The following is a 21188-nucleotide window of genomic DNA, read 5'->3' as shown; positions in this document are numbered from 1 at the left end:
AAAGGAATATATATGCATGAAGCAATTATTAACGGTATTTTTGCACTTCTCGGATCGCTTTTAACCTTTTTGGGAACATATCTTGTGAATTTGAATATAAAGAGGGATGAACGCAACCGCAGACGGATAAAAAATTATCTTGAAGAAATAAAAAGCTTCTATAATTTGGAACAGCTGTATATTGCTGCTGTATCTGAATTAAGGCAGAAATTACCGGAAGTTGAAGGCAGCAAAGCAAGACAGGGTATCCAAAAGGAATTTCGAAACCGAAATGAAGAAAACGGAAATATCGGTCTCAGTATGACGGCGAAACAAGTAAACAAATTACTTGCAAACATGGAGTAGCATAGCAAAATCAAAACAAAGTCCGGTTATTTTTTTAATAACCGGCAATAAAAATTACCGGTCGGTATAAACGCAAAAATAACGCTCAGAAGAAGTAAATATTACAAAATAATATAAACTTACCTAGGAGGAACTATGAGAACCTGTTTAAGAAAAATCGGAATAGTAGCGGCGATTGCCGTAATCTGGATTGCGGGATGCAAAAACACCGTAGAGGTAGAAAAAGAGAAGTCTTATGCGTCAGCCGTAACCTTCAAGGCAGAAGATGCCGGGGAAGCCGGTGTAAAAATCACAATGGCAACCGCAACGGAAGGGGCGTCGATTTTCTATACGACGGATGGCAAGGAGCCGAACGCAAAAAGCGTAAAATACAGCGCACCGTTGACATTTGACAAAGACGTGGAAATAAAGGCGATCGCCGTAAAGGACGGTATTGAAAACAGTCCTGTTTCCGTGGGAAAAGTTTCCATAAAGACAAAGACCGTGGAAGTAGACGAGACTGCTCCGGCTGCCGTGACAAACCTTACGGCGACGGCAAAAGACAGCCGAGTGCTTCTTACCTGGACTGACGCTTCGGACAGTGACATCTACGGATACGAAGTAAGTTACAGCGGAAGCGCCCCGATAAACCGGGCTGCACTTCCCGCACTGAACTCCACAAGCATGATGGCAGCTCAGGGAGCGGGCGGCTGCTATGTCTCGGGTCTTACGAACGGCACGGAGTACACGTTTACCGTAAGGACAATGGACACAAGCGGAAACAAGAGCGGGGGCGTAACGGCAAAGGCAACGCCTGTCGCCGTCAGCGCGAATTCACCGATGACGATCGCATTAAGCGTCCCGGATGCCGCCACAAACACAAGCCTTGATGTAAAGGTAGAGGTAACGACAGCCGCCGAACTGAAGAAGGTTGTGTACAAAAAGGGCGGAAGCGTGAACGCGAAAACCCTCCTTTCGGACACAGGTGCGTATGACGTTACGGGAAGCGTCAAATCAAACGGTTACTTCACCGTCACGGCGGCAAGCGAAGCCGACGGAAACGGAACGTACACGGTTGCGGTTCTTGACGAATCGGGACGAGAGGAGACGGAGCAGATTACCATAGGTAAATTTGACTTTACGCCGCCTTCCAAAGTAAAAAATGTTTCCGGAATATATTCAGACACGCTCCATGTGATAATCCTTAACTGGACAAACCCGAGCGAAAGCGACTTTGACCATGTGGAAATCTCGTACACTACGAATGACGGAACGACAGACTCCGCAAGGTCGCAAGCGGAAAGCGTAAACGGCGCAACCAAGACATTCACCGGCATCGACGCAACGAAGGCATACTACACCTACTACATAGCGAGCGTTGACAAACTCGGAAACAAGAGCGCGGAAGTTAAACATAAGGTGGGCGTACAGACTGGCACAAGCAACGTTCCCGAAGGCTTTGTGGAAGTACCCGGCACCTCAATCGCCGGAACGGAAAGCTGGACACCGAGTTCAGCAGTATTTGTGAGCGGCCGCGTTCTGGAGATAAAATCCTTTTACATGAGCGACCACGAAGTAACAAGAGCGGAGTACAAGGAGGTAATCGGAAGCCTCCCGGGCAGCATGGCGGACGCTTACGACAAGGACGGCAACAAGCTTACCGGAGACGCCGCAGGCAACAATCCTGTAAACAAAGTCAGCTGGTATGACGCGATCGTGTACTGCAATAAACTTTCGAAAAAAGAAAGCCTCACCCCATGCTATAAAATCAACGACAAGACAGACCCTGCTGACTGGGGTACAGTTCCGACATCGAGCGACTCTACATGGGATGCCGCTACATGCGACTGGAATGCAGACGGCTACCGCCTTCCGACGGAAGCGGAATGGGAGTGGGCTGCCCGCGGCGGAGACGGCTACGAATATGCCGGAAGCGACACCATTGATGAAGTGGCATGGTATACATCAAACACAAACGATACAGGAACCAGGGACGTGAAGACAAAGAAAAAGAACGGCTACGGACTGTACGACATGAGCGGGAACATGTGGGAATGGTGCTGGGACCGGTACGGAAACATATCGAACACCACACCAAACACAGGCTCGGCGTCGGGTTCTAGCCGCTGTCGACGTGGCGGTTCTTGGTATGAGGGCGCCATCGTCGCGCGGGTTGCTAACCGGAACTTCGGCGACCCGAACTTTCGCTACGACGTCTATGGCTTCCGCCTGGTTCGCAACGCGCACTAACCCTATATGGGTGCAGAAAGAAGGTGCAAGCCCGGCAAGCGAAGTGCGGTATTCCGGCAGAAATACTGCGAACGCAGCGGCCGGGCCGGCAATGTCAAGCCCGCATACGGGTTAGGGATAGAAGCGGAAATTGCCGAAGGCGATTGGAGCGGATAGCCCGACCCGCCTGAGGCGGGGAACCCCCTAAAAAATAACTTTATAAAACACCGAAAATAACCGCTTTTTTCCATAAATATAACCCTTGACTACATATAAAAATATGTATTATTATATATTTACGGGGTGGTAATATGTTAGTAGAAACTTCACAAATTATGCCGATTACACAGTTGCAGAAAACGCTCACACAGACTGTCAGAAAGATTTCCGAAGACCATCAGCCTGTTTTCATTATGAAAAACAATATCATGGAAGCCGTTATGATTCCATTTGACCGTTACGAGAAACTTTCCGAATTGGAAGAACTCGAAGAACACAAAGAAATTTTTTCAGAGGTTCAAAAAAGAATGAGCCGCTACGATGCTTCAAAGTCTGTAAGTTGGTCATCTCTTAGGGATGAATAATGAGTAAAAAAGGGGAATTCCGAGCGGATGAATTTGAAAAAATCCGGTTGATTCCGGAAGCGGCCGAAGAATATAAAAATTTGGATGGCAGTATAAGGGTTGAGGTTGATAAGAAGTTTGCAAAACTTGATAAAAATCCGTTTCTTGGTTTTCCGCTGGGCAATAAAGCGAATATGGATTTAACAGGTTTTTATAAACTTTATGCTTGTGGTAAAAGCGTCCGTATTGTTTACCGACTTTTGACTCCGGAAAAAGTAGAAATCATCGAGGTTTGGGGCATTGGGAAAAGAGAAAACATGGAAGTTTATAAAGAGGTAGACGACAGAAAGAATGGATAGGATAACTGCCTAATGTGATTACGAAAGCCGGCACCACAAGAAAACCCGATTCACCTGAGGCGGGGAACCCCCTGAAAAAAACGGTAAAAACTGATTTTTGTGATAAACGGAACTTGACGATAAGCCTACCTCCGTATATACTGTAATATATACGGATCATGAGCCGCAGTTAGGGACATCAAGGAGGCGCTGATATCGTTTGTACAAATCAGTAGTGGAGGATTATTATGGATACAGAAAAAGATAAATCTCCAGAGAATAAAAAAACAAATACGGGAGCGGTGGTTGCCGGTATACTTACAGCTTCCGTATTAGCATATTGTGGGTACAAAATAATAAATAGTAGTTTAAAAGAAACTAAATACGAATCCAATCCTAATAAGAATGTATAAAAATAGAAACAATTTAATCTTTGGATTTCACGGTTGTGATTGTTCTCTATGTGACTCTTTGGTCAATAATAAACGGAAAAAATTAAACTATAGCGAAAATAATTATGATTGGCTTGGTAAAGGTATGTACTTTTGGGAAAATGATCCTAAAAGAGCCTTGGACTGGGCTATCATGCTGCAAAAGCATACTCAAAATGCCAAACAAAAAATTAAAAATCCTGCGGTACTTGGCGCGGTTATTTGTTTAGGTAATTGTTTAGATTTTACAGAACAAGAGAATTTATTAAAAATAAAAAAGCATTATGAAAAATTAAAAAAAGAAGCGGAAGAAAAAGGTATTGAATTACCTAAAAACTCCGGTGGTACAGATTTATATAAACGGGAATTGGATTGTCTTGTAATTAATTCTTATATTAAAATACAAAAAGATTCCGGCAATGAATATGATTCCGTTCGTGGAGTATTTTTTGAAGGTAATGAATTATATCCAACTGCCGGTTTTAGAGAAAAAGATCATATTCAAATTGCAATAATTAATCCGAATTGTATTAAAGCTTTTTTTAAAGAAAGAGTTTCAGATAGTAAGTTTAAATCAGTTTAATAATATAAACCTGGCATTGACTTTTTCGACGGAAGTCGCACTTGCATACGGGTTAGGGATAGAAGCGGAAATTGCCGAAGGCGATTGGAGCGGATAGCCCGACCCGCCTGAGGCGGGGAACCCCCTGAAAAATAACTTTATAAAACGCCGAATTTAATATATAATATACTTGAAATCGAAAACGAAGCTCATGCAGAAAATATGTCGCTTTCAAAATGGGCCGTAAGCAAAATTATGGAAAAAATAGAACCGCATTATCCGGAAGGTTGGGCCGATTTGTTCGGTTCCGTTTCAGATTCGTCATTTACCGGACCCGATCAGCCGAAGCTTGAAACGCGAGAAGCTTTTTAATGTATTTTTATGGAAAAAACTACGGAAAAAGTGGAACAATTTTTAAAGCCGTTTGAAATTGTAGATTTTACGGATAAAATGTCTTACGAGTATGCAAAAATACGAAAAGATTTGGAACTTGCCGGTACACCGATAGGTGCGAACGATTTGCTTATTGCCGCCGCCGCAGTGCATGAAAAAGCGACTCTTATTACTCACAATACGGATGAATTTTCGAGAGTACCCGATTTGAAAATTGAAGATTGGGTAAAAGAATGAAAACTTAATACTATAATTATAAAATTAGTATAAATTGACAAACAGTCTATTTAAATATACACTATTAATACGAATGTATGAATAGTGTATACTTAAAAGGAGGCTATAATGATCAATACGGCACTTGTTCAAGTCAGAGTTGATGAAGCTCTAAAAGATGAAGTTACTGATATCTATAATCATTACGGACTGGATTTACCGACAGCTATCAGGATTTTTATGAAAAAAACGGTTGCAGTTAATGGACTCCCTTTCGACCTGAGAGATGATTCAAACAAAAAAAATATCTGGCAATATTTCGGAAGCGGCAAAGATATCGAAATGAATATATCCGCTGAACCGAATTTTTCTGCTGATACAAAGCTGGAGACAATGTGAAGTATTTTTTAGATTCAAACATTGTAATCTATTTTATAAAGGGAAAATTTCGTAAGATTGGAGAAAAACTGGAGGAACATGAAAGCGATATAGTAATTCCGTCTGTTGTTCTTGCTGAACTTGAATATGGGGCAAGGAATTCCAATGATTATGAAAAGACAATTTCAGTTTACAAAGCATTTTTTGATTTATATCCGATAGCCGTTTTTGATAAAAAATCATCAGTAGAATACGGAAAATTAAGAAAAATTTTATCTTCAAATGGTATCATAATCGGTCCGAATGACATGATGATTGCAGCGACAGTTCTGGCAAACAGCGGAACCTTGATAACACATAATGTCGAAGAGTTTTCAAGAGTCGAAGGCCTATTAATTGAGGATTGGACGACAGAATGTTATAAATAAAACCTAACAGACGTAATTTATCCTGCTTGGGACACGGAGGCTTTTTGCGGTAATGTGTGCAGCGAAAGTGCGGAAAGAAGGGGCAAGACCGGCAATGTCAAGCCCGCATACGGGTTAGGGATAGAAGCGGAAATTGCCGAAGGCGATTGGAGCGAATAGCCCGACCCGCCGCAGGCGGGGAACCCCCTAAAAAAACGCTAAAATCGGTTTTTGTGATAAACGGAACCGGACAAAAGAATGATAGCTTCGTTCACCGACGTTCAACTTAATAATTATTAATCGTATTTTACTCTGCAGGCGCGAAAGTTTTCCACGCGGCGTTTACTTCGCGGATGTAGGACTTTTTCGCGGTATCGGAGAGGAAAGACGCGTTGAAGCCGTTGCAGATGAGGCGCTTGATTTCAGGAAGCGTAAAGTGCAGCTTTTTGTAGCACTTCCAATATTCTTCGATGAGATTCGTTTTGAAAAAGAGCGGATCGTCGGTATTTACGGTGACGAAGATGTTTTCGTCGTACATACGGCGGATCGGATGGTTTTCGACGGTATCGATAAAGCGCTTCGTAAATACATTGCTCGTGATGCACACTTCGAGCGGCAGCTGCGTTTCGGCAAGGTAGTCCATGAGTTTGGGATCCTGCACCGATGTGATGCCGTGTCCGATCCGTTCGGCGCGGAGAAATTTGATCGTGTCCCACACGGATTCCGGTCCGACGTCTTCGCCCGCGTGTGCGACTGCATGAAAGCCGTCCGCGTGCGCGCGCGAAAATACGGGTTCGAAATTTTTTGCAGGGCCCTTTTGTTCGGCTCCTCCGAGTCCGATGCCGATGATGTCTTTACACGGGTATTGCTTGAGCAGTTCGTAATTTTTCATCGCGTTGTCGCAGCCGAATGTCCGCGATACGTCGAGCAGGAGTTTTATGACGATGTTGTGCTTTTCTTTGATTTCGGCGATTTTTTCGGAAAAGAGCGAAATCATTTCGCCGTAGTCGAATCCTTTTTTCAAAAATGCAGAAGGCGCGAAAAAAGCTTCGCAGTAAACGATATTGTTTTTGGCAAGGTATTTTCCGAAGTCGTCGAAAACGTATTTGAAATCGGAAACCGATTGAAAAAGATCCTGTACGGCGAGAAAGGCTTTGATAAAGCCGTTGAGATTATCGTATGAAAAGAGTTCGGCTTCGTCCGCAGAGCTCATCTTTTTTCCGAAGCGCCGCTCGTACAATTTTTCGATCGTACGAAACGACATGACGGCTTCGATGTGGATGTGTATTTCCGCTTTCGGTATCTTTGCCAAAAAAGAGTAAAACTCGGTTTCTTTCAATTATAATCTCCGTAAGATTTTCCGCAAAAAATCCGACTTTATATATATCGGCACATTTTCGCTAAATCTTAAGCAGGGCCGAAAGCTCTTTTACGATGCGTGCGAATACGGCGCACGCGTCTTCGATCGGCTTGCTTTCGCTCATGTCGACGCCTGCGATTTTGAGCGATTCGATCGGGTAGCGGGAGCCTCCCGATTTCAAAAAGCTGAAATAATCGTCGCGCTCGGTTTTGCCTCCGTTCAATACGCGCTCGGCAAGCGCAAGAGACGCCGAAATCCCCGTTGCGTATTTGTATACGTAAAACGCGCTGTAAAAGTGCGGGATACGCAAACCTTCCATATCGCTGTTTGTTTCAAACCGCATTTCGCTTCCGAAATACTTTTCGAGAAGCGATCGATAGGTTTTACGAAGCAGTTCCGCCGAAAGCGGCTCTCCCGCCTCGACGAATTCGTGCGCTTTCAGTTCGTATTCGGCAAACATCGTCTGGCGGTACAGCGTCGCGAGTATGTCGCCCGCATGGCTTGCGAGGAGATAGGCTTTCATATCGTCGGTTTCGGCTCGTTTTAAAAGACAGCGGAATACGAGCTCTTCGTTGAATGTCGATGCGACTTCGGCTTCGAAAATCGTGTAGTTGTACTGCATATAGGGATTCGCGTGTACCGAATACCACGTGTGCATCGAATGCCCGCCTTCGTGCGCCATCGTAAACACGTCGCGGATAACGTCGTCTTTGTAATTGAGCAGGATAAAGGGATTTCCCGTGTATACGCCGCTTGAAAAAGCGCCGCTGCGTTTTCCTTTGTTTTCGTAGCGGTCGACCCAGCCGCCGAGAAGTCCGCTGCAGAGTCGATCGGTGTATTCGCTTCCGAGAGGAGAAAGCGCTTCGCGGCATATTTCGACCGCTTTTTCGTAACTCGTGTTCGTGCGCACGTTTTTGACGAGCGGCACGTATACGTCCCAGTGGCGCAGTTCGATAAGACCGAGCGCTTTTTTTCTGAGCGCGTAATACTCGTGAAGCGCGGGAAGATTTTTATGCACGGTGTCGATGAGATTGCGGTAGACGCTTACGGGCACATTGTCGGGATAGAGCGCTTTTTCGAGGCAGGACGCATAGCCTCGCGCACGCATCGAAAACACGTCCTGATTGACGCTCCCCGAATAGAGGGATGCGAGCGTGTGCTCGTAAGCTTCGAACGTGCCGTAGAATTTTTTATATGCGTTTTCGCGGACGCTCCGATCGGGATTGTCCATAAACACGCTCCACGTCGATTGCGTCAAAGGTTTTTCTACTCCGCCGACCGTTACCGTGCCGAAGCGCAGATCGGCATCGGTAAACACGGTAAAAGCTTTGTGTGCGGCGGATGCGCTTTCGCTTTGCAGCGACATGATGCGCTCTTCTTTTTCGCTTAAAACATAACGCTTCATACGGAGCAGTTTCGACAAAAAGACGCGGTAATCGCGGAAAGCGTCCTCTTCCATCCAAGCCCGTATCTTTTCATCCGGGATCGATTGGACTTCGGGATTGAAAAAACTCGTTGCCGCGAGGTATTTCGTGTACGCCATACGAGCGCGCCCTTCTTTGTTTTGAGCGGCGGAGTCGGTTTCATCCGCGGTCAGCTGCAAACTCGCGTAATTGAAAACGGCTTCGAGTTTTTTGTCGGCAGCTTCGTACGCTTTGAGCGCCGAAAGCAGCGTTTTATCGGATTCGGAAAGCCTGCCTTTGTACGCGGCGGCTTTTTCGGTGAGCGTTTCGATTTCCGAGAGCGCTTTTTCCCAATCGCCGTCCGATGCGAACAGCGACGATAAATCCCATTTGTCCGAAGAGGGAACGTCTTTTCGAAGCGGAACTGAATGCTGTGTCATACCGTCATTATAGCGCATATCGCCTTTTTTTACACCCGTGATAACGCCTGTCGACAGTGCGTTGTACGGTAATTGCTCTTTCCGACGCGATCCGCTATACTATAAATCCATTATTAAATCTATTATTGAAAACACGGATATGAGTCTATGGCGAAAAAAATCGAAAAGCCGGTGATATATTCCGCCCTTGAAGTTGCGAATATCTGCGGCGTTGTAAATCAAACGGCGATCAACTGGATAAACAGCGGCTATCTCAAAGCGTTCAAAACGCCCGGCGGTCAGTACCGCGTGTACCCCGACGATCTTGCGGATTTTATGAGCGAGCGCAATATGCACATCCCGATGAGACTGCTCAGCGCGTGTACGAATCGCGCGGCATACAATTCTTCGACGCTGCTCGTCATCGACGACGACAAAACGTTTAATACGCTCGTCGCCGAATTTCTTCGCGACCGTTTTCCGGAGCTTGAGATAATTCAAGCCTTTGACGGCTTCGATGCGGGCGTGCAGCTTTTTTCGAAAAAACCCCGATGTATCGTTTTGGATCTCAATCTTCCCGGTGTCGACGGGTTCGAGCTTTGCCGCAAAATCAACGCCGACAATTCATACGGAAAACCCGCCGTCATCGTCGTAACCGCGCTGGAAAGCAAAGAAGATGAAAACCGCATCGTCGATCTCGGCATCGAAAAGTTTTTCCGCAAACCGCTGAAACTCGAATTGCTCGCCGACGCGGTCGACCGCGTATTCAAAGATTGATACAAGGCTTTATAAGGGCGGCTTTTTGCGATTGCATCGCAAAAAACAGGCTTTTCGGGGTTCCGCCTTTCGGCTTCATTCCTGCGCTCGCTTTATGCTCACTTCGGAACTTTCGCCCCTCCAATCCTTGCCGCATTTACTTTCGATAAATATACGCCGGATATGAAATGCCGAGCATGAGTTCGCTTCGGATCGCATCGGGGATGAGCGCGTCGGTTTTTCCCGCTTTGCTCACCGCTTCCGAAAGCCTTTCCAAAAGCGATTCTTTTTTTTCGTAGCGGTACGTCGTTACGACGCTTTCATCGTCATCGAGTTCTTTTCGAAGAGACGAGAGCGCATCTTCCCACGTTCCGATTTCATCGACGAGTCCGTTTTTTTTCGCTTGAGAAGCGGTATAGATGCGGCCGTCGGCAAGTTTTTTCACTTCGCCGATTTTCATGCCGCGGCTTTTTGCGACGATGGCGGTAAACTGTTCGTATGCTTCGTCCGCGATCGACTGCATGATAGCCCTCTGTTCGTCGGTAAGCGGCGAGTTGATATTGAGCATGTTTTTGTTTTTTCCCGCAGTGATCGTTTCCACTTTGACGCCGAGTTTTTTGAGCAGTTCGGTCATATCGACCGATTGACTTGCGATAACGCCGATTGAGCCGGTGAGCGTATTGCGGTTTGCGTATATCGTTTCCGCTGCGCACGAAATATAATAACCGCCGGAAGCTGCGAGAGTCGTCATGTACGCATAAACCGGCCGGCCGGTATGCTCGGTGTAATCGCACAGTGCGAGATACACTTCGTCCGATTCGTAGACGCCGCCTCCGGGAGAATCGACGGTCAGCAAAATCGCTTTGTTTTTTTCGTCGTCTTTAAGCGAATGAATCGTGTCGATAAGCCACTCGTGATTGTATGTTTTGTTTTCCGGTTCGATGACACCTTCGATATACAGCGATGCGATATAATTTTTCCGCACGATGAAATTGTTAAAAAATCCCGTGCTGCCGTCGTAGCGCGAACTGTCCGTCGCGATCGTGTAGGCGCCGATTCCCGCCGCGATGAGTAAAATGACGACGAATACGACGATGCCGCCGCGTTTTTTATTGTTTGCCATAGCGTTCTCCGTCAAAATCTCCGATATCTTCAAGCGTAACGACGCCCGTTTCGAGCGCGCGTTTCATGAGCCCGTGGTATGCGTTTATGTATGTCATCGTTTGATACGGCACAACCCACAGTGATGCGATGCCGAAAGTAAAAATACACAGCAGATTCCAACCCACAAAACTCAAATGCAGGACAAATAAATCCGCTTTGTATCCCTGCGTAATTTTTTTGCTGATATCGAGCGCTTGCGTTACCGGCACGTGAGGAAATTCGGCGACGATATAATCCGTCTGCGAGTAGGCTATGGCTTTGACAATACCGGGGATAATAAAGACGAGCGTCCATAAATACGTCCAAAGCCGTCTCCACAGAGCAGCTCCGATCGCACGGAGCCAGTGCGTAAAGCCTGCAAAAAAATCTCCGAACGATACGGGATCCGGGGTTCTCGACATTTTTAAATAGACGCAGTATTGTGCGATCGTACAGACGGCCGTTACAAAAAATACGATCCAATTTAAAAACGAATCGAGCGGTGCCGACTTTTGATATTTGCGCACGATTTGGAGGAGTGCGTTTTGATTAGCCGATACAGCGGATGCTTGCAAAATTTCACTGTACATCGCGATCGACGTTTTAATTGACGGAAGCGATAAAAGCAGTACGACGAGCGTCGAGATGAGTATCATGAAAACGGGCACAGTCCGCCGTTTTTTCAATTGGATGCGTGCGAACGATTTGTATTTTTTTCTGTCGAACATAATTTCTGCCTCCTGATGATGATAAACGATAATACACCTTTCTTCAACCGACGTGTGCGACCGTCTGCGATTTGTCATCGTTTGCCGCCTGCGATTTATCGAGGACACGTGACTGTGTGCGATTTATTGTCGTTTGCCGTGTGCGGCTTGCGAGTACCGGCATCCGTAGTTTTCCGCTCATTCGCTTCGTCGAGCATATCGCTGTAATAGCGTCTTTCGATCGCGCTTTCGTCGATACTGCAGTTTTTGAAAATCGACACGATCGCGCGTTTTGCATTTTCCGTATGCGCATCGTCTTTTGCGAGCACTTCGATTTCGAGAAAGTCTCCGAGCGGCGGTACGGTACACAGCTCGATGTGCGCTTTTCCCGCTTCCGTTTCGGCATACCACTCTTTAATAATTTTTTCTTTTACGTGCGAAATACTGCCGCCCGCATCTTTGATAAACGATTCGATCGCATCCGTTTCGGAGAGCGTACATTCTTTTTCGTCGTTCACTTCAATTGCGATGCCGTCGGCATCTTTGCGCAATTCTTTTCGCTTGTACGTAAACGTGATTTTCGGTTCGCCCGTTTTTTCGTACACCGTTTTCCGTATGCGGCAGCCGATATGGGTCTGCACTTCCGTGTTTTCAGAATGAGCTTTTGCGTCAGCGCGCTTCGAGGATGCCGCCTCCGTGCCGGTCGGCACGCAAGCGAGAGGCAGCCGGTAATAGGTATCGCGTTTTGTGAGCTCGCCTATATATTCGGCAAAAGAATCGAGTGTGCGGGCGACTGCACGGCTGTCTTCGACATGCGCTTTCAGTTCGATTTCGTACATAGCGCATTGTAGCACGGGAGCCCCTTTTGTAAAAGCGCCCGCATTGTCCGCGGCACTTGCAACGGGCGCTGAGCGCGAAGTTTTCCGCGTCGATTGCAGCGAGCTTTTACCGATTTTTAATACGTGATATAGTAGCGCTATGAAATTGATCTGCGCGCCCGTCGCGACGGTTACGCATGCGGCGTTCCGCACCCTCGTCGACCGCTTCGGCGGCTGCGACGAATATTATTCCGAAATGATAAACGCGGCTACCTTTGTCAACGGCGGCCCTTTTGAAAAATACTATGTCATTCCCGACCCTGCACCTGAAAAAACGGTGTGGCAGATCACCGGACGGAAAGCCGAACACCTTGCGGAAGCCGCTTCCATGCTCGCCGAGCTTCCGGGAATCGGGATCGATATCAATATGGGATGCTCGGCTCCGGACATCGTTAAAAGCGGTGCGGGTGCGGCGTGGCTTTCGAAAGATGCTTCCGAAACTCGCGCTATGGTGCGAAGCGTAAAAGAGGCGCTTTTGCCTTCGGGAAAGAGGCTTTCGGTGAAACTCCGACTCGGCGACGAACATTTTACCGACGAGCGTTTTTTTTCGTTGTGCGATATGCTCGTTGCCGAAGGCGTAACGCTTTTTGCATTGCATCCGCGCACGAGCAAAGAAAAATACCGATCTCCTCTCAGATGGGAATACGTCGAACGCCTTGCCCTGCGATATGCGAAAGAAGGGGTTTCCGTCGTTTTGAACGGCGGCGTACGGGATGTGCCGTCGATGCGCGATGCCCTGCGCACCTCTCCTCACGCTTCGGGCATTATGATCGCGCGGGGAGGGATCGAAAAACCCTGGCTTTTTGCCGAACTTGCAGCGGATTTGCGGCACGAAAGCTTCGATGCGGTGATCGACTGCGAAAAGCTTGCCCTCGATTTTATCGATATGCTTGAAAAATATCAGCCGAAAGAATTTTGGAAAACCCGTATGCAGCGTTTTTTCGCGTATTACTGCCGCGGTTTTTCGTTTGCGCACTATTTCCAAACGCAGATGCAAAACGCAAAAGACACCGGCGATGCCCGCGCCCGTATCCGCGATTATTTTCAAAAGCAGGCTGACGACGTATTGCTGTATGTGGGAAACGCAAAGAGCGCTTACGGCGGCAATGCGCTGGTGAGTGATTGATAATTTATGGGCGCAGGCTGTGCGTTCGTATCATGAAATCACGGAAGCCTTTGCCGACGGATTCCGTGTTCAGCGAGGTTACTTCAATCCGTTGCAGAAGAAGTCTGCGTGATATAGCTTTCTCCCGATTTGAAATCGTTTATCTGCGCGACCCGCGTCCGCCAGTATTCGGCTTCGCTTTTCGTCACGTAGGGACCTATCCTCACGCGGTAAAACACTTTTCCTTTACCGTCTTTGTACGTAAACACATCGGCGGGAATTTTGTTCTCGTCGAGAACGCTCCGTGCCGCATCGGCGCCGTTTTTATTTGCAAACGAAGCTGCCTGCACCCAATACTGCGTTTTTCCCGCACTCGTTTTTGCTTTCGGTTTTGCCGCGGTATTTTTTTGTGTCGCTTTCGGCGTAACGGATTTTTTTGCCGTGTTTCCTTTCGAAGCGTTATTTTTCGTCACCGCCGTTTTCGGTTCGGATGACGGTTTTTTCACCGGAACTTTTACCGCCGCGCTTCGAGATTCCGCTGCGGAATATTGCGTTTGTTCGCTCTGCGGGGTGCGGGATGTTTGTCTTGCAGTCTCCATCGATTTGGCGCTCGTTTCGTTTTTCGGCGTAACGGTATCGCTCGGAAAAGTGTCGCTCGATCGGAGCGCATTTAAATCGATCAGCGTGGATCCGTCCGGAGCGCTCTGCGTATTTCGGGGATTTTCAATGCCGTATACGGTCGCATTTTGCGCGAAGACGGTCATATCTCCCACCTGCATCGCGTTTCGTTCCGTACTTTGCGTTTCCCCGGCTTCCGATTTTGCCTGATTTTCGGAGTCGATTTTATCTGCAGGTACATCGCCTTTAGCTGTTCCGTTTTCGGAAGCGCTGCCGGCAGGAGAAGATGTTCCTGTCGCGACCCAACCGCCCGACGAAGGTTTGGCGATCGGCGCCGTCATCTGTACTTTGTGCGTATCGGGCTTAAAAAGGATGATTGCCGGCAAGAGGACAGCGAGCAAAAATATGCCGACTGCGGCGATGATCCATAAAGTACCTTTTTGTTCCATGATTTTCCCCTGTGAGTATCGGGAACCTCTAAAAACTGCAGTTTTTAGAAGTATACTACTCTACTGTAAGTATCGGCACGAGAAAAATATAATTAAGCGATTTATTTATAGATCGAATGGCAATGATGAAAGTAGTAGCTAAGGAACGGTTATGCTTTTTAAACGCCGCTTCTGTAAGCTGAACGCACAAAGTCGCACGCGAGTTTCCCGCTGTTGCGCCGTATCGCGCACGCTTCCGGCCGTTTTGTTATGCAGCCGGAAAGTGTCTTTGTGCACTTCTATTTGCTTTCAAAACTCACTATTCAGTTGATGTGCAAAACCGATGGAAACGGGCTGTCTCAAAAGACGCTTGCTTTTTCGACAGCCCCTATTGCATTACGGTCTGCACACTACGCGTAAGCCTCTCGTGTCCTCGGTTTTATCAGGAAGAAAAGGACTCCGATACGCTCTGGTGGCGCTATACTCATTGTACTTATAAGAACCGCCGTGAACGACACGATTAGTGCCGCTTTCAGGGCCGGCATAATCGAGCGGCAAATCGGCGGCTGAAAGGGCGTGGTACCAATCCCAGCACCACTCCGATACGTTCCCGGTCATGTCGCAGAGACCGAAACCGTTCGGTAATTTCATTTTTATCTGGTGCGTTTTACCAGTGCTGTTGGCGCTATACCATGCATAATTTGAGAGCTCAGCTTCGCTATCCGTTCCTGCCCATCGGTTGTCAGTGCCGCCCTTCGCCGCCCATTCCCATTCGGCGTCGGTAGGCAGGCGAAAGCCTTTTTTACTCATATCCATAAAAGGCACGGCCTCTGAGTATGCATCGACTATTGTGTATACGGTTGTATAATCTTTATCGATGTAATATACGCATTTTGCATCGTCACCGCCGTTTACCTTTTGGGTAAGCTCATTGCAAAACGCAATGCAGTCGAACCAGTCTACGTTTTCTACCGGCCGCTGTGACTGCACTTCCGATCCGTCAGGCTCGTCGCCAAAATGACTCGGCATATTCTCCATCACAGCCTGCCACAAATTTTGCGTTACTTCGGTTTCTCCGATATAATAAGAAGAAAGGCTTACTTTATGCGGTTTGTTAGTGCCTGCATCACCCGTGTGGCCGACAGTTCCGTCCGTTACGGCCTCTATGCCTTTCATTACAAATTTTACGCTGCCTGCTTTGTAGGTTTTATCGTCAAGTCCTGAGCCGCCGCCTGAGCCGCTGCCGTTCGAACAGCTTACAAAGATCAGCGCTGCGGCAAGCAGTGCGGCTATGGCGGGCGACGCGGCTCCGCGCAAAGCATTTTTAGTGTTAGATTGTTCCATTGCAGTCCTCCAAATGGTAATCTCTGATCGGTAAACGTCGTCAGCAATACGCAATGTTCCGTTTCCGATTGAATTGATCTGTCCCAATCCAAGACATCCGAAATTTGTTTCGAACGATGCTTCGAAAATACATCGAATCGAACACAAATTTTCGTGCTAAAATTTACCGCTCCACGTTATCGTGTGTTGTGCAAGGCGTGCCTTTAAACGTATGACGGTGCGGATATAAAAAAACGCGCGGAAAGCAATGCGCCCTTCGTGCGTTTTTGTGCGATGTGTATAGTGTGTGTCCGTCATATACGGACGGGTATGCGGCGGATGAGCGGGAAACGCCTCTAGCGGAGATGCGGAGATGCGGAGATGCGGAGATGCGGAGATGCGGAGATGCGGAGATGCGGAGATGCGGAGATGCGGAGATGCGGAGATGCGGAGATGCGGAGATGCGGAGATGCGGAGAATTTTGCCAAGCCCGCGCGACTATGTCAAGCACCCTGCTGCAAGATGTACGAATGCCCGTGCATACTCGGAAAGCGGAGAAAAGATACAGCCTATACTCTCTCATAGCTTCAGTATACGGCATAATACGAAAATGTGCAAGGAAATTCACCACGTTAACACGGAAATCAATTTTGTAAACGGTTTTCCAATTTTTAACGGAGACGATACGACACCGTGCCGTACATTGAACGAAATCCCTATTATTCTTTCATAAAAAAGCGCGTAATGTATCACTTTGTAAACGATATATACTGTAGCGGCTTTCTAACCCGCGTTATCTCAATAACCGAACGGTTAAACGAGACGCGCTATTTCAGACGTTCAATTTAAACCTTCCTATAAATGCGACATTGCAGGAAGTGTCAACTTCCGAAACTGCCGCATCAGTGCGCGTGAGCGCACACGTATATCCGCGAGTTTTCAAAAGAAAACTTGAAGTTAAATTGAACGGCGCTATTTCAGACGTTCAATTTAAACCTTCCTATAAATGCGACATTGCAGGAAGTGTCAACTTCCGAAACTGCCGCATCAGTGCGCGTGAGCGCACACGTATATCCGCGAGTTTTCAAAAGAAAACTCGAAGTTAAATTGAACGGCGCTATTTCAGACGTTCAATTTAAACCTTCGATACGCCGCAGCGCTTTTTCCGTATTTCGTTCGAGGGCGGAAAGGGATAAAGCATTGCGCACCTTGACGATGGGTATACCGGTTTGTTCGTAACTTCGGTACAAACCGCGCTGGGCACGAAATCGTTTGCAGATCGCGTGTACGGCATCTCCGTCGCGTTTTTTTGCACGTAAAAGACGTACCAAAAGGGGCGCTTCGACGTAGAGGATCGCGCGGCACAAGCGCATGAGAGTCGGCGTTTTGTAGAGTACGGCCGCGTTGAGCGCGATGTTTTTCGCCTCATGCGAATCGATTTTTTGCATCGCGCATTTTTCGATTGCGGGATAGACGATCGCTTCCTGTTTTGCAAGCAGCGACGCATCGGAAAAGACGAGCTTCCCGAGCGAGCGCCTGTCGACGCTTCCATCCGAACGCACGATATCGATACCGCGTTTTTGTGCATCCTGCGAAAAGGTACGGATGATTTTATCGGCTTCGCTCTCTATCGCCTCGTGGACGAGGGCATCCGCGTCGATGCAGAGCCAGCCGCGCTTTTCAAGCAGCTTCGCCGCCGCATTTTTTCCCGCCGCCATGGGGCCCGTAATGCAGATGATCAATGAAAGGTTCCCCAGTTTTTGCCCGCTTCGATCGAAACGCGGAGCGGAACCGAAAGCTTTACCGCGCCTTCCATTTTATTGCGTATCATGTCGATCGTCGCATCGAGGACGGATTTTTCCGACGGGCATTCGAAGATGAGTTCGTCGTGTACTTGGAGCAAAAGGCGTGCGCCGTTTTTTTCTTTTCGGAGCGACCAGTCCACGTCGAGCATCGCCTGTTTTACGATATCCGCCGCGCTTCCCTGTACGGGCGTATTTACCGCGATGCGTTCGGCTGCTGCTTTTTCCGTTTTGTTTTTCGAATTAATATTGATAATTTTCCGCTTCCGTCCGAAAATCGTTTCGACGTATCCGTGCGTTTCGGCAAACGAAATCGTCGAATCGATAAAACGTCTGATCGACGAATACTGCGTAAAATAATTTTCGATAAACGAAGCGGCCTGCGTTCGTGAAATACCCAAATCGCGCGCGAGTCGGAACGCGCTCATGCCGTAGATGATGCCGAAATTGATCGTCTTTGCGACTCTCCTTTCGTCCGCCGTAACTTTTTCCGGAGGCGTCGAAAATAAAAGTGATGCCGTTGCGCGGTGGATATCGACGCCCTCGCTGAACGCTTTGCACATGTTTTTGTCGCCCGACAGGTGTGCGAGGACGACGAGTTCGATCTGCGAATAGTCTGCCGAAATGAGATGCGTATTCGGCAAAGCAGTAAAGGCTGAACGAATTCTCCTGCCGTCTTCGTTCCGCACCGGAATGTTTTGCAAGTTCGGATCGCGCGATGAAAGCCGCCCGGTCGCCGTTCCCGTCTGCATATAGTTCGTGTGCAAGCGTTTGTTTCTATCGCAGAGTTTCGGCAGCGCTTCGACGTAGGTCGACTGCAGCTTTGTCTTTTCGCGGTATGTGAGAATTTTTTGCGGCACCGGATGATAAGCCGAAAGTTCTTCGAGCACCGTCGTGTCCGTCGAATAACCGGTTTTCGTCTTTTTACCGTGCGGCAATTTCAATTCTTCGAATAAAATTTCCTGCAGCTGTTTCGGAGAAGCGATATTGAATTCGTGTCCGACGATTTCGTATATTTCTTTTTGCACCGTTTCGATTTCACCGGTGAGTTCGGCGTCGTATTTGTCGAGCGCTTTTGTATTTACGTGGATGCCGCGCAGTTCCATTTCCGCGAGGATAGGAAGCAGCTTCATTTCGACGTCGGTAAATAAATTTAATAATTTATTTTTTTCAAGCCGTTCGCGGAAAAGATGCCAAAGCTGCAGCGTAAAATCGGCGTCTTCGGCACCGTAGTCGGCGGCTTTATCGAGCGGCACATCGGCAAAGCTTCCTCCTTTGGGTACGATATCGTCGTATTCGATTCCCGAAAGCGAGAGATTTTTTTCCGCAAGATATTCGAGCGCGTATGAAGCGCCTCCCGTTTTATCCGGATCGAGCAGCCACGCGGCGACCATCGTGTCGGCGATTTTGCACGAAGGGGAGGGATACTCTCCGCCTTTGAGTGCGATGCCGTTCGTGCGAAGCACTTCGTAATCGAATTTGCCGTTGTGCATGACGACGGTGATGTCTTTGTCGGTAAAAAGCCGTGCGATTTGCGCAAGCGCATCCTGCTTTGAAATGAGCGGGCCTGAAAAAAGCGCGTCGGTGAGTACAAGCGGAACGTAGACTGCTTTGCCGGGTATCGTGCACAGCGAAAAGCCGACAAGAGAAGCGCTCATCGTGTCGAGGCTGTCCGTTTCGCAGTCGAAGGCGGCGCATTTTTCTTTCGATGCGATAATGCCGTCGACGATTTTTTTGAGATCTTCGATGTCGGTTACGGCGCGGTATTCGCCTTTGTTTTTTGTAAGCGGCTTGAGCATCGGAACGTCTTCCGTATCGGGTCCCTGTTCGGAAGATTCGTATTGCGCCTTTCCGTTTTCCGCTGCGAGAGCGGCATAGGATTTTGCGACGGTAAGCGCTTCGTAAAATGAAAGCTTTTCCGCGGCGGCATTGAAATCGAACGAAATGGGAGGAATCGCATCTTCGAGACTTTTTACGCACGGCACATCGTAACATAATTTTATTAATTTTTGTGAAAAATATGCGTCGTCTTTTCCCGCCCGCAGCTTTTCACCCGCGGCTCCCTTTATTTCATCCGCATGTGCGAAAATGTTGTCGAGGTTTCCGTACGCGTCGATGTATTTGCACGCGGTTTTCGGTCCGACGCCTTTTACGCCCGGCACGTTGTCCGATGCGTCTCCGATGAGCGAAAGCAGATCGAGCATTTGTTCGGGAAGGACGCCCCATTCGGCTTTAACGCCGTTGGAATCGATCGCTTTCCAAACAAGGGCGGTGTCGGGTTTTAAAATCTGCGTCGTGCCGTTTACAAGCTGCATCAAATCTTTGTCGCTCGAAAGGATGCGGCATGTACGCCCGCTTGCCGCCGCCTTTGCCGCAACCGTCGCGATGATATCGTCGGCTTCGTAGCCGTCGCACTGCAGGATCGGAATGCCGAGAGATGCGAGAATGTCTTCGATCCACGGAATCTGTGCGTGCAGATCGTCCGGCGTTTTTGCGCGGGTGGCTTTGTATTCATCGTACATTTCGTGGCGGAACGTCGGCGTGCGCGAATCGAAAGCCGCGGCGATGCAGCGCGGCCTGTAGTGTGTAAACACCGCGTGCAGATTTCTGAAAAAACCGAAAAGCGCGGAAATGTTTTCCCCGCGGCTGTTTGTCAGCGGCCGCGAAATAAACGCAAAATAACAGCGGTAGATGAGCCCGTACGAATCGAGGATATAGATGGTGTCGTCGTTGAATTCCTGCATAGCCCCATTTTAGCACGGGCGAAAACGGTTTTCAACTCGCGCGGGGATAAGATTTATGTACTTCAGTACAGGTCAAATGTTTCGCGTTCCGTCCATGTTCCGTCTCTCATGGCAAAGAGCGTTATTGATTGTACGTCGAAACTTTCGTGCAGATCGAGCGAATCGAAATACGAAAGCGCATCTTCGATCGCGCCGGGCGGTATGTCGCGGTTCGCAAGGGTGATATGCGGTACAAAAGTTCGCGCATCTCGCTTTGCCGTTCCCGGACATTTTGCTAAAAGGGAATCGTAGACGAGAGTGCGGAGAGCCGTCCATTGGCTTGACGGTTCGACGTGTGCAAAGATCGTCCGCGAAGAAAAAGCTCCGAAACCGTTTACCGCGCAGCAAAGCGTTTGTCTTTTTACGCCCCACGCGGATGCCGCTTCGGCGAGCGCTTCGAACAAAGTGCGTTCGGAAAAGTTTTCGTCGAGGTAAAACGGCGGCACAAGCGTTATATGCAGGGGTGTGCCCTGTCCGCTTTTGCAGCCGCAGCGCGCTCTCATCCAAGCGCGGCACGCTTCAAGCGGAACGAGGAGGTTTTCGGGAATGAGCACGCCGATAAAATGCGTTTGTCGAATCATCACATATACGGTATAACGTATTTTTATAAATGCGGATAGTA

Annotated in this window: 22 protein-coding genes; 11 read left to right on the top strand and 11 right to left on the bottom strand. The window is 48.1% G+C overall.

Annotation, left to right across the window (positions count from 1 at the left end):
* Positions 1-12 precede the first annotated feature (12 nt).
* The 9 genes from IZU26_RS02380 to IZU26_RS02340 all read left to right on the top strand — a co-directional run bounded on the left by IZU26_RS02380 (position 13) and on the right by IZU26_RS02340 (position 5862).
* A complete protein-coding gene (locus IZU26_RS02380; protein ID WP_433276474.1) occupies positions 13-345 on the top strand; it encodes a hypothetical protein in 333 nt (110 codons plus the stop codon).
* 135 nt (positions 346-480) lie between these two features.
* The gene (locus IZU26_RS02375; RefSeq protein ID WP_433276472.1) at positions 481-2574 is read left to right on the top strand and encodes an SUMF1/EgtB/PvdO family nonheme iron enzyme; all 2094 of its coding nucleotides are present in this window, start codon (positions 481-483) and stop codon (positions 2572-2574) included.
* 290 nt (positions 2575-2864) lie between these two features.
* Entirely contained in the window at positions 2865-3137 is a 273-nt protein-coding gene (locus IZU26_RS02370; RefSeq protein WP_433276470.1) for a type II toxin-antitoxin system Phd/YefM family antitoxin, read from the top strand.
* Entirely contained in the window at positions 3137-3475 is a 339-nt protein-coding gene (locus tag IZU26_RS02365; protein ID WP_433276469.1) for a type II toxin-antitoxin system RelE family toxin, read from the top strand. The genes IZU26_RS02370 and IZU26_RS02365 overlap by 1 nt, the downstream gene beginning before the upstream one ends.
* Before the next feature lie 227 nt (positions 3476-3702).
* Positions 3703-3867: a hypothetical protein gene (locus tag IZU26_RS02360; protein ID WP_433276467.1), complete on the top strand. Its 165-nt coding sequence runs from the start codon at positions 3703-3705 to the stop codon at positions 3865-3867.
* On the top strand, positions 3860-4468 hold the full coding sequence (locus IZU26_RS02355) for a hypothetical protein (protein WP_433276465.1): 609 nt from the start codon (positions 3860-3862) through the stop codon (positions 4466-4468). The genes IZU26_RS02360 and IZU26_RS02355 overlap by 8 nt, the downstream gene beginning before the upstream one ends.
* 360 nt (positions 4469-4828) lie before the next feature.
* Positions 4829-5077, top strand: a complete 249-nt coding sequence (locus IZU26_RS02350; protein WP_433276463.1) for a PIN domain-containing protein — start codon at positions 4829-4831, stop codon at positions 5075-5077.
* 108 nt (positions 5078-5185) lie between these two features.
* Positions 5186-5455, top strand: a complete 270-nt coding sequence (locus IZU26_RS02345; protein ID WP_310824106.1) for a type II toxin-antitoxin system RelB/DinJ family antitoxin — start codon at positions 5186-5188, stop codon at positions 5453-5455.
* Entirely contained in the window at positions 5452-5862 is a 411-nt protein-coding gene (locus IZU26_RS02340) for a PIN domain-containing protein (protein WP_433276461.1), read from the top strand. The genes IZU26_RS02345 and IZU26_RS02340 overlap by 4 nt, the downstream gene beginning before the upstream one ends.
* A gap of 286 nt (positions 5863-6148) precedes the next feature.
* Here IZU26_RS02340 and add read toward each other — a convergent pair whose 3' ends face one another.
* Together add and pepF are read right to left on the bottom strand one after the other, a co-directional pair.
* Positions 6149-7180 carry an adenosine deaminase gene (gene add / locus IZU26_RS02335; RefSeq protein ID WP_310824110.1) on the bottom strand — a complete coding sequence of 344 codons (1032 nt, stop codon included), beginning with the start codon at positions 7178-7180 and terminating at the stop codon, positions 6149-6151.
* Positions 7181-7241: 61 nt separating this feature from the next.
* Positions 7242-9044 (bottom strand): oligoendopeptidase F, encoded by a 1803-nt coding sequence (pepF, locus tag IZU26_RS02330; protein WP_433276459.1) that lies wholly within the window; start codon positions 9042-9044, stop codon positions 7242-7244.
* Positions 9045-9191: 147 nt separating this feature from the next.
* Here pepF and IZU26_RS02325 point away from each other — a divergent pair, with 147 nt between their 5' ends.
* Positions 9192-9800, top strand: coding sequence for a response regulator (locus tag IZU26_RS02325; protein WP_021330846.1), 609 nt, complete (start codon positions 9192-9194; stop codon positions 9798-9800).
* 136 nt (positions 9801-9936) lie between these two features.
* On the opposite strand, the gene sppA is transcribed toward IZU26_RS02325, so the two are convergent.
* The 3 genes from sppA to IZU26_RS02310 all read right to left on the bottom strand — a co-directional run bounded on the left by sppA (position 9937) and on the right by IZU26_RS02310 (position 12468).
* Positions 9937-10902 (bottom strand): signal peptide peptidase SppA, encoded by a 966-nt coding sequence (gene sppA / locus IZU26_RS02320; RefSeq protein WP_433276456.1) that lies wholly within the window; start codon positions 10900-10902, stop codon positions 9937-9939.
* On the bottom strand, positions 10889-11650 hold the full coding sequence (locus IZU26_RS02315) for a DUF975 family protein (protein ID WP_433276454.1): 762 nt from the start codon (positions 11648-11650) through the stop codon (positions 10889-10891). The genes sppA and IZU26_RS02315 overlap by 14 nt, the downstream gene beginning before the upstream one ends.
* A 95-nt stretch (positions 11651-11745) precedes the next feature.
* Complete coding sequence (locus IZU26_RS02310; protein ID WP_433276452.1) at positions 11746-12468, bottom strand: CYTH domain-containing protein; 723 nt, start codon at positions 12466-12468, stop codon at positions 11746-11748.
* A gap of 139 nt (positions 12469-12607) precedes the next feature.
* Between IZU26_RS02310 and IZU26_RS02305 the strand changes: the two genes are divergently transcribed.
* On the top strand, positions 12608-13633 hold the full coding sequence (locus tag IZU26_RS02305; RefSeq protein WP_433276451.1) for a tRNA dihydrouridine synthase: 1026 nt from the start codon (positions 12608-12610) through the stop codon (positions 13631-13633).
* An 83-nt stretch (positions 13634-13716) separates the two neighbouring features.
* On the opposite strand, the gene IZU26_RS02300 is transcribed toward IZU26_RS02305, so the two are convergent.
* From IZU26_RS02300 to IZU26_RS02275, 6 genes are all read right to left on the bottom strand, one after another.
* Positions 13717-14679 carry an SPOR domain-containing protein gene (locus IZU26_RS02300; protein WP_433276449.1) on the bottom strand — a complete coding sequence of 321 codons (963 nt, stop codon included), beginning with the start codon at positions 14677-14679 and terminating at the stop codon, positions 13717-13719.
* Between the two features lie 375 nt (positions 14680-15054).
* The gene (locus tag IZU26_RS02295; protein WP_187383660.1) at positions 15055-16002 is read right to left on the bottom strand and encodes a formylglycine-generating enzyme family protein; all 948 of its coding nucleotides are present in this window, start codon (positions 16000-16002) and stop codon (positions 15055-15057) included.
* A 335-nt stretch (positions 16003-16337) separates the two neighbouring features.
* The gene (locus IZU26_RS02290; RefSeq protein ID WP_433276447.1) at positions 16338-16469 is read right to left on the bottom strand and encodes a hypothetical protein; all 132 of its coding nucleotides are present in this window, start codon (positions 16467-16469) and stop codon (positions 16338-16340) included.
* 642 nt (positions 16470-17111) lie between these two features.
* Positions 17112-17723, bottom strand: a complete 612-nt coding sequence (gene coaE, locus IZU26_RS02285; protein ID WP_433276445.1) for a dephospho-CoA kinase — start codon at positions 17721-17723, stop codon at positions 17112-17114.
* Positions 17720-20527 carry a DNA polymerase I gene (gene polA, locus IZU26_RS02280; RefSeq protein WP_433276444.1) on the bottom strand — a complete coding sequence of 936 codons (2808 nt, stop codon included), beginning with the start codon at positions 20525-20527 and terminating at the stop codon, positions 17720-17722. Before polA ends, coaE begins: the two co-directional genes overlap by 4 nt.
* Positions 20528-20589: 62 nt before the next feature.
* On the bottom strand, positions 20590-21147 hold the full coding sequence (locus tag IZU26_RS02275) for a 2'-5' RNA ligase family protein (protein WP_433276995.1): 558 nt from the start codon (positions 21145-21147) through the stop codon (positions 20590-20592).
* Positions 21148-21188: the final 41 nt, after the last annotated feature.

Origin of the sequence: Treponema sp. SP13 (genome assembly GCF_050938355.1) — a bacterium.
Classification (GTDB): Bacteria; Spirochaetota; Spirochaetia; order Treponematales; family Treponemataceae; genus Treponema_D; species Treponema_D socranskii.
Note: the sequence above shows the minus strand (reverse complement) of the source record. Positions and strands in the feature narration are given on the sequence as shown.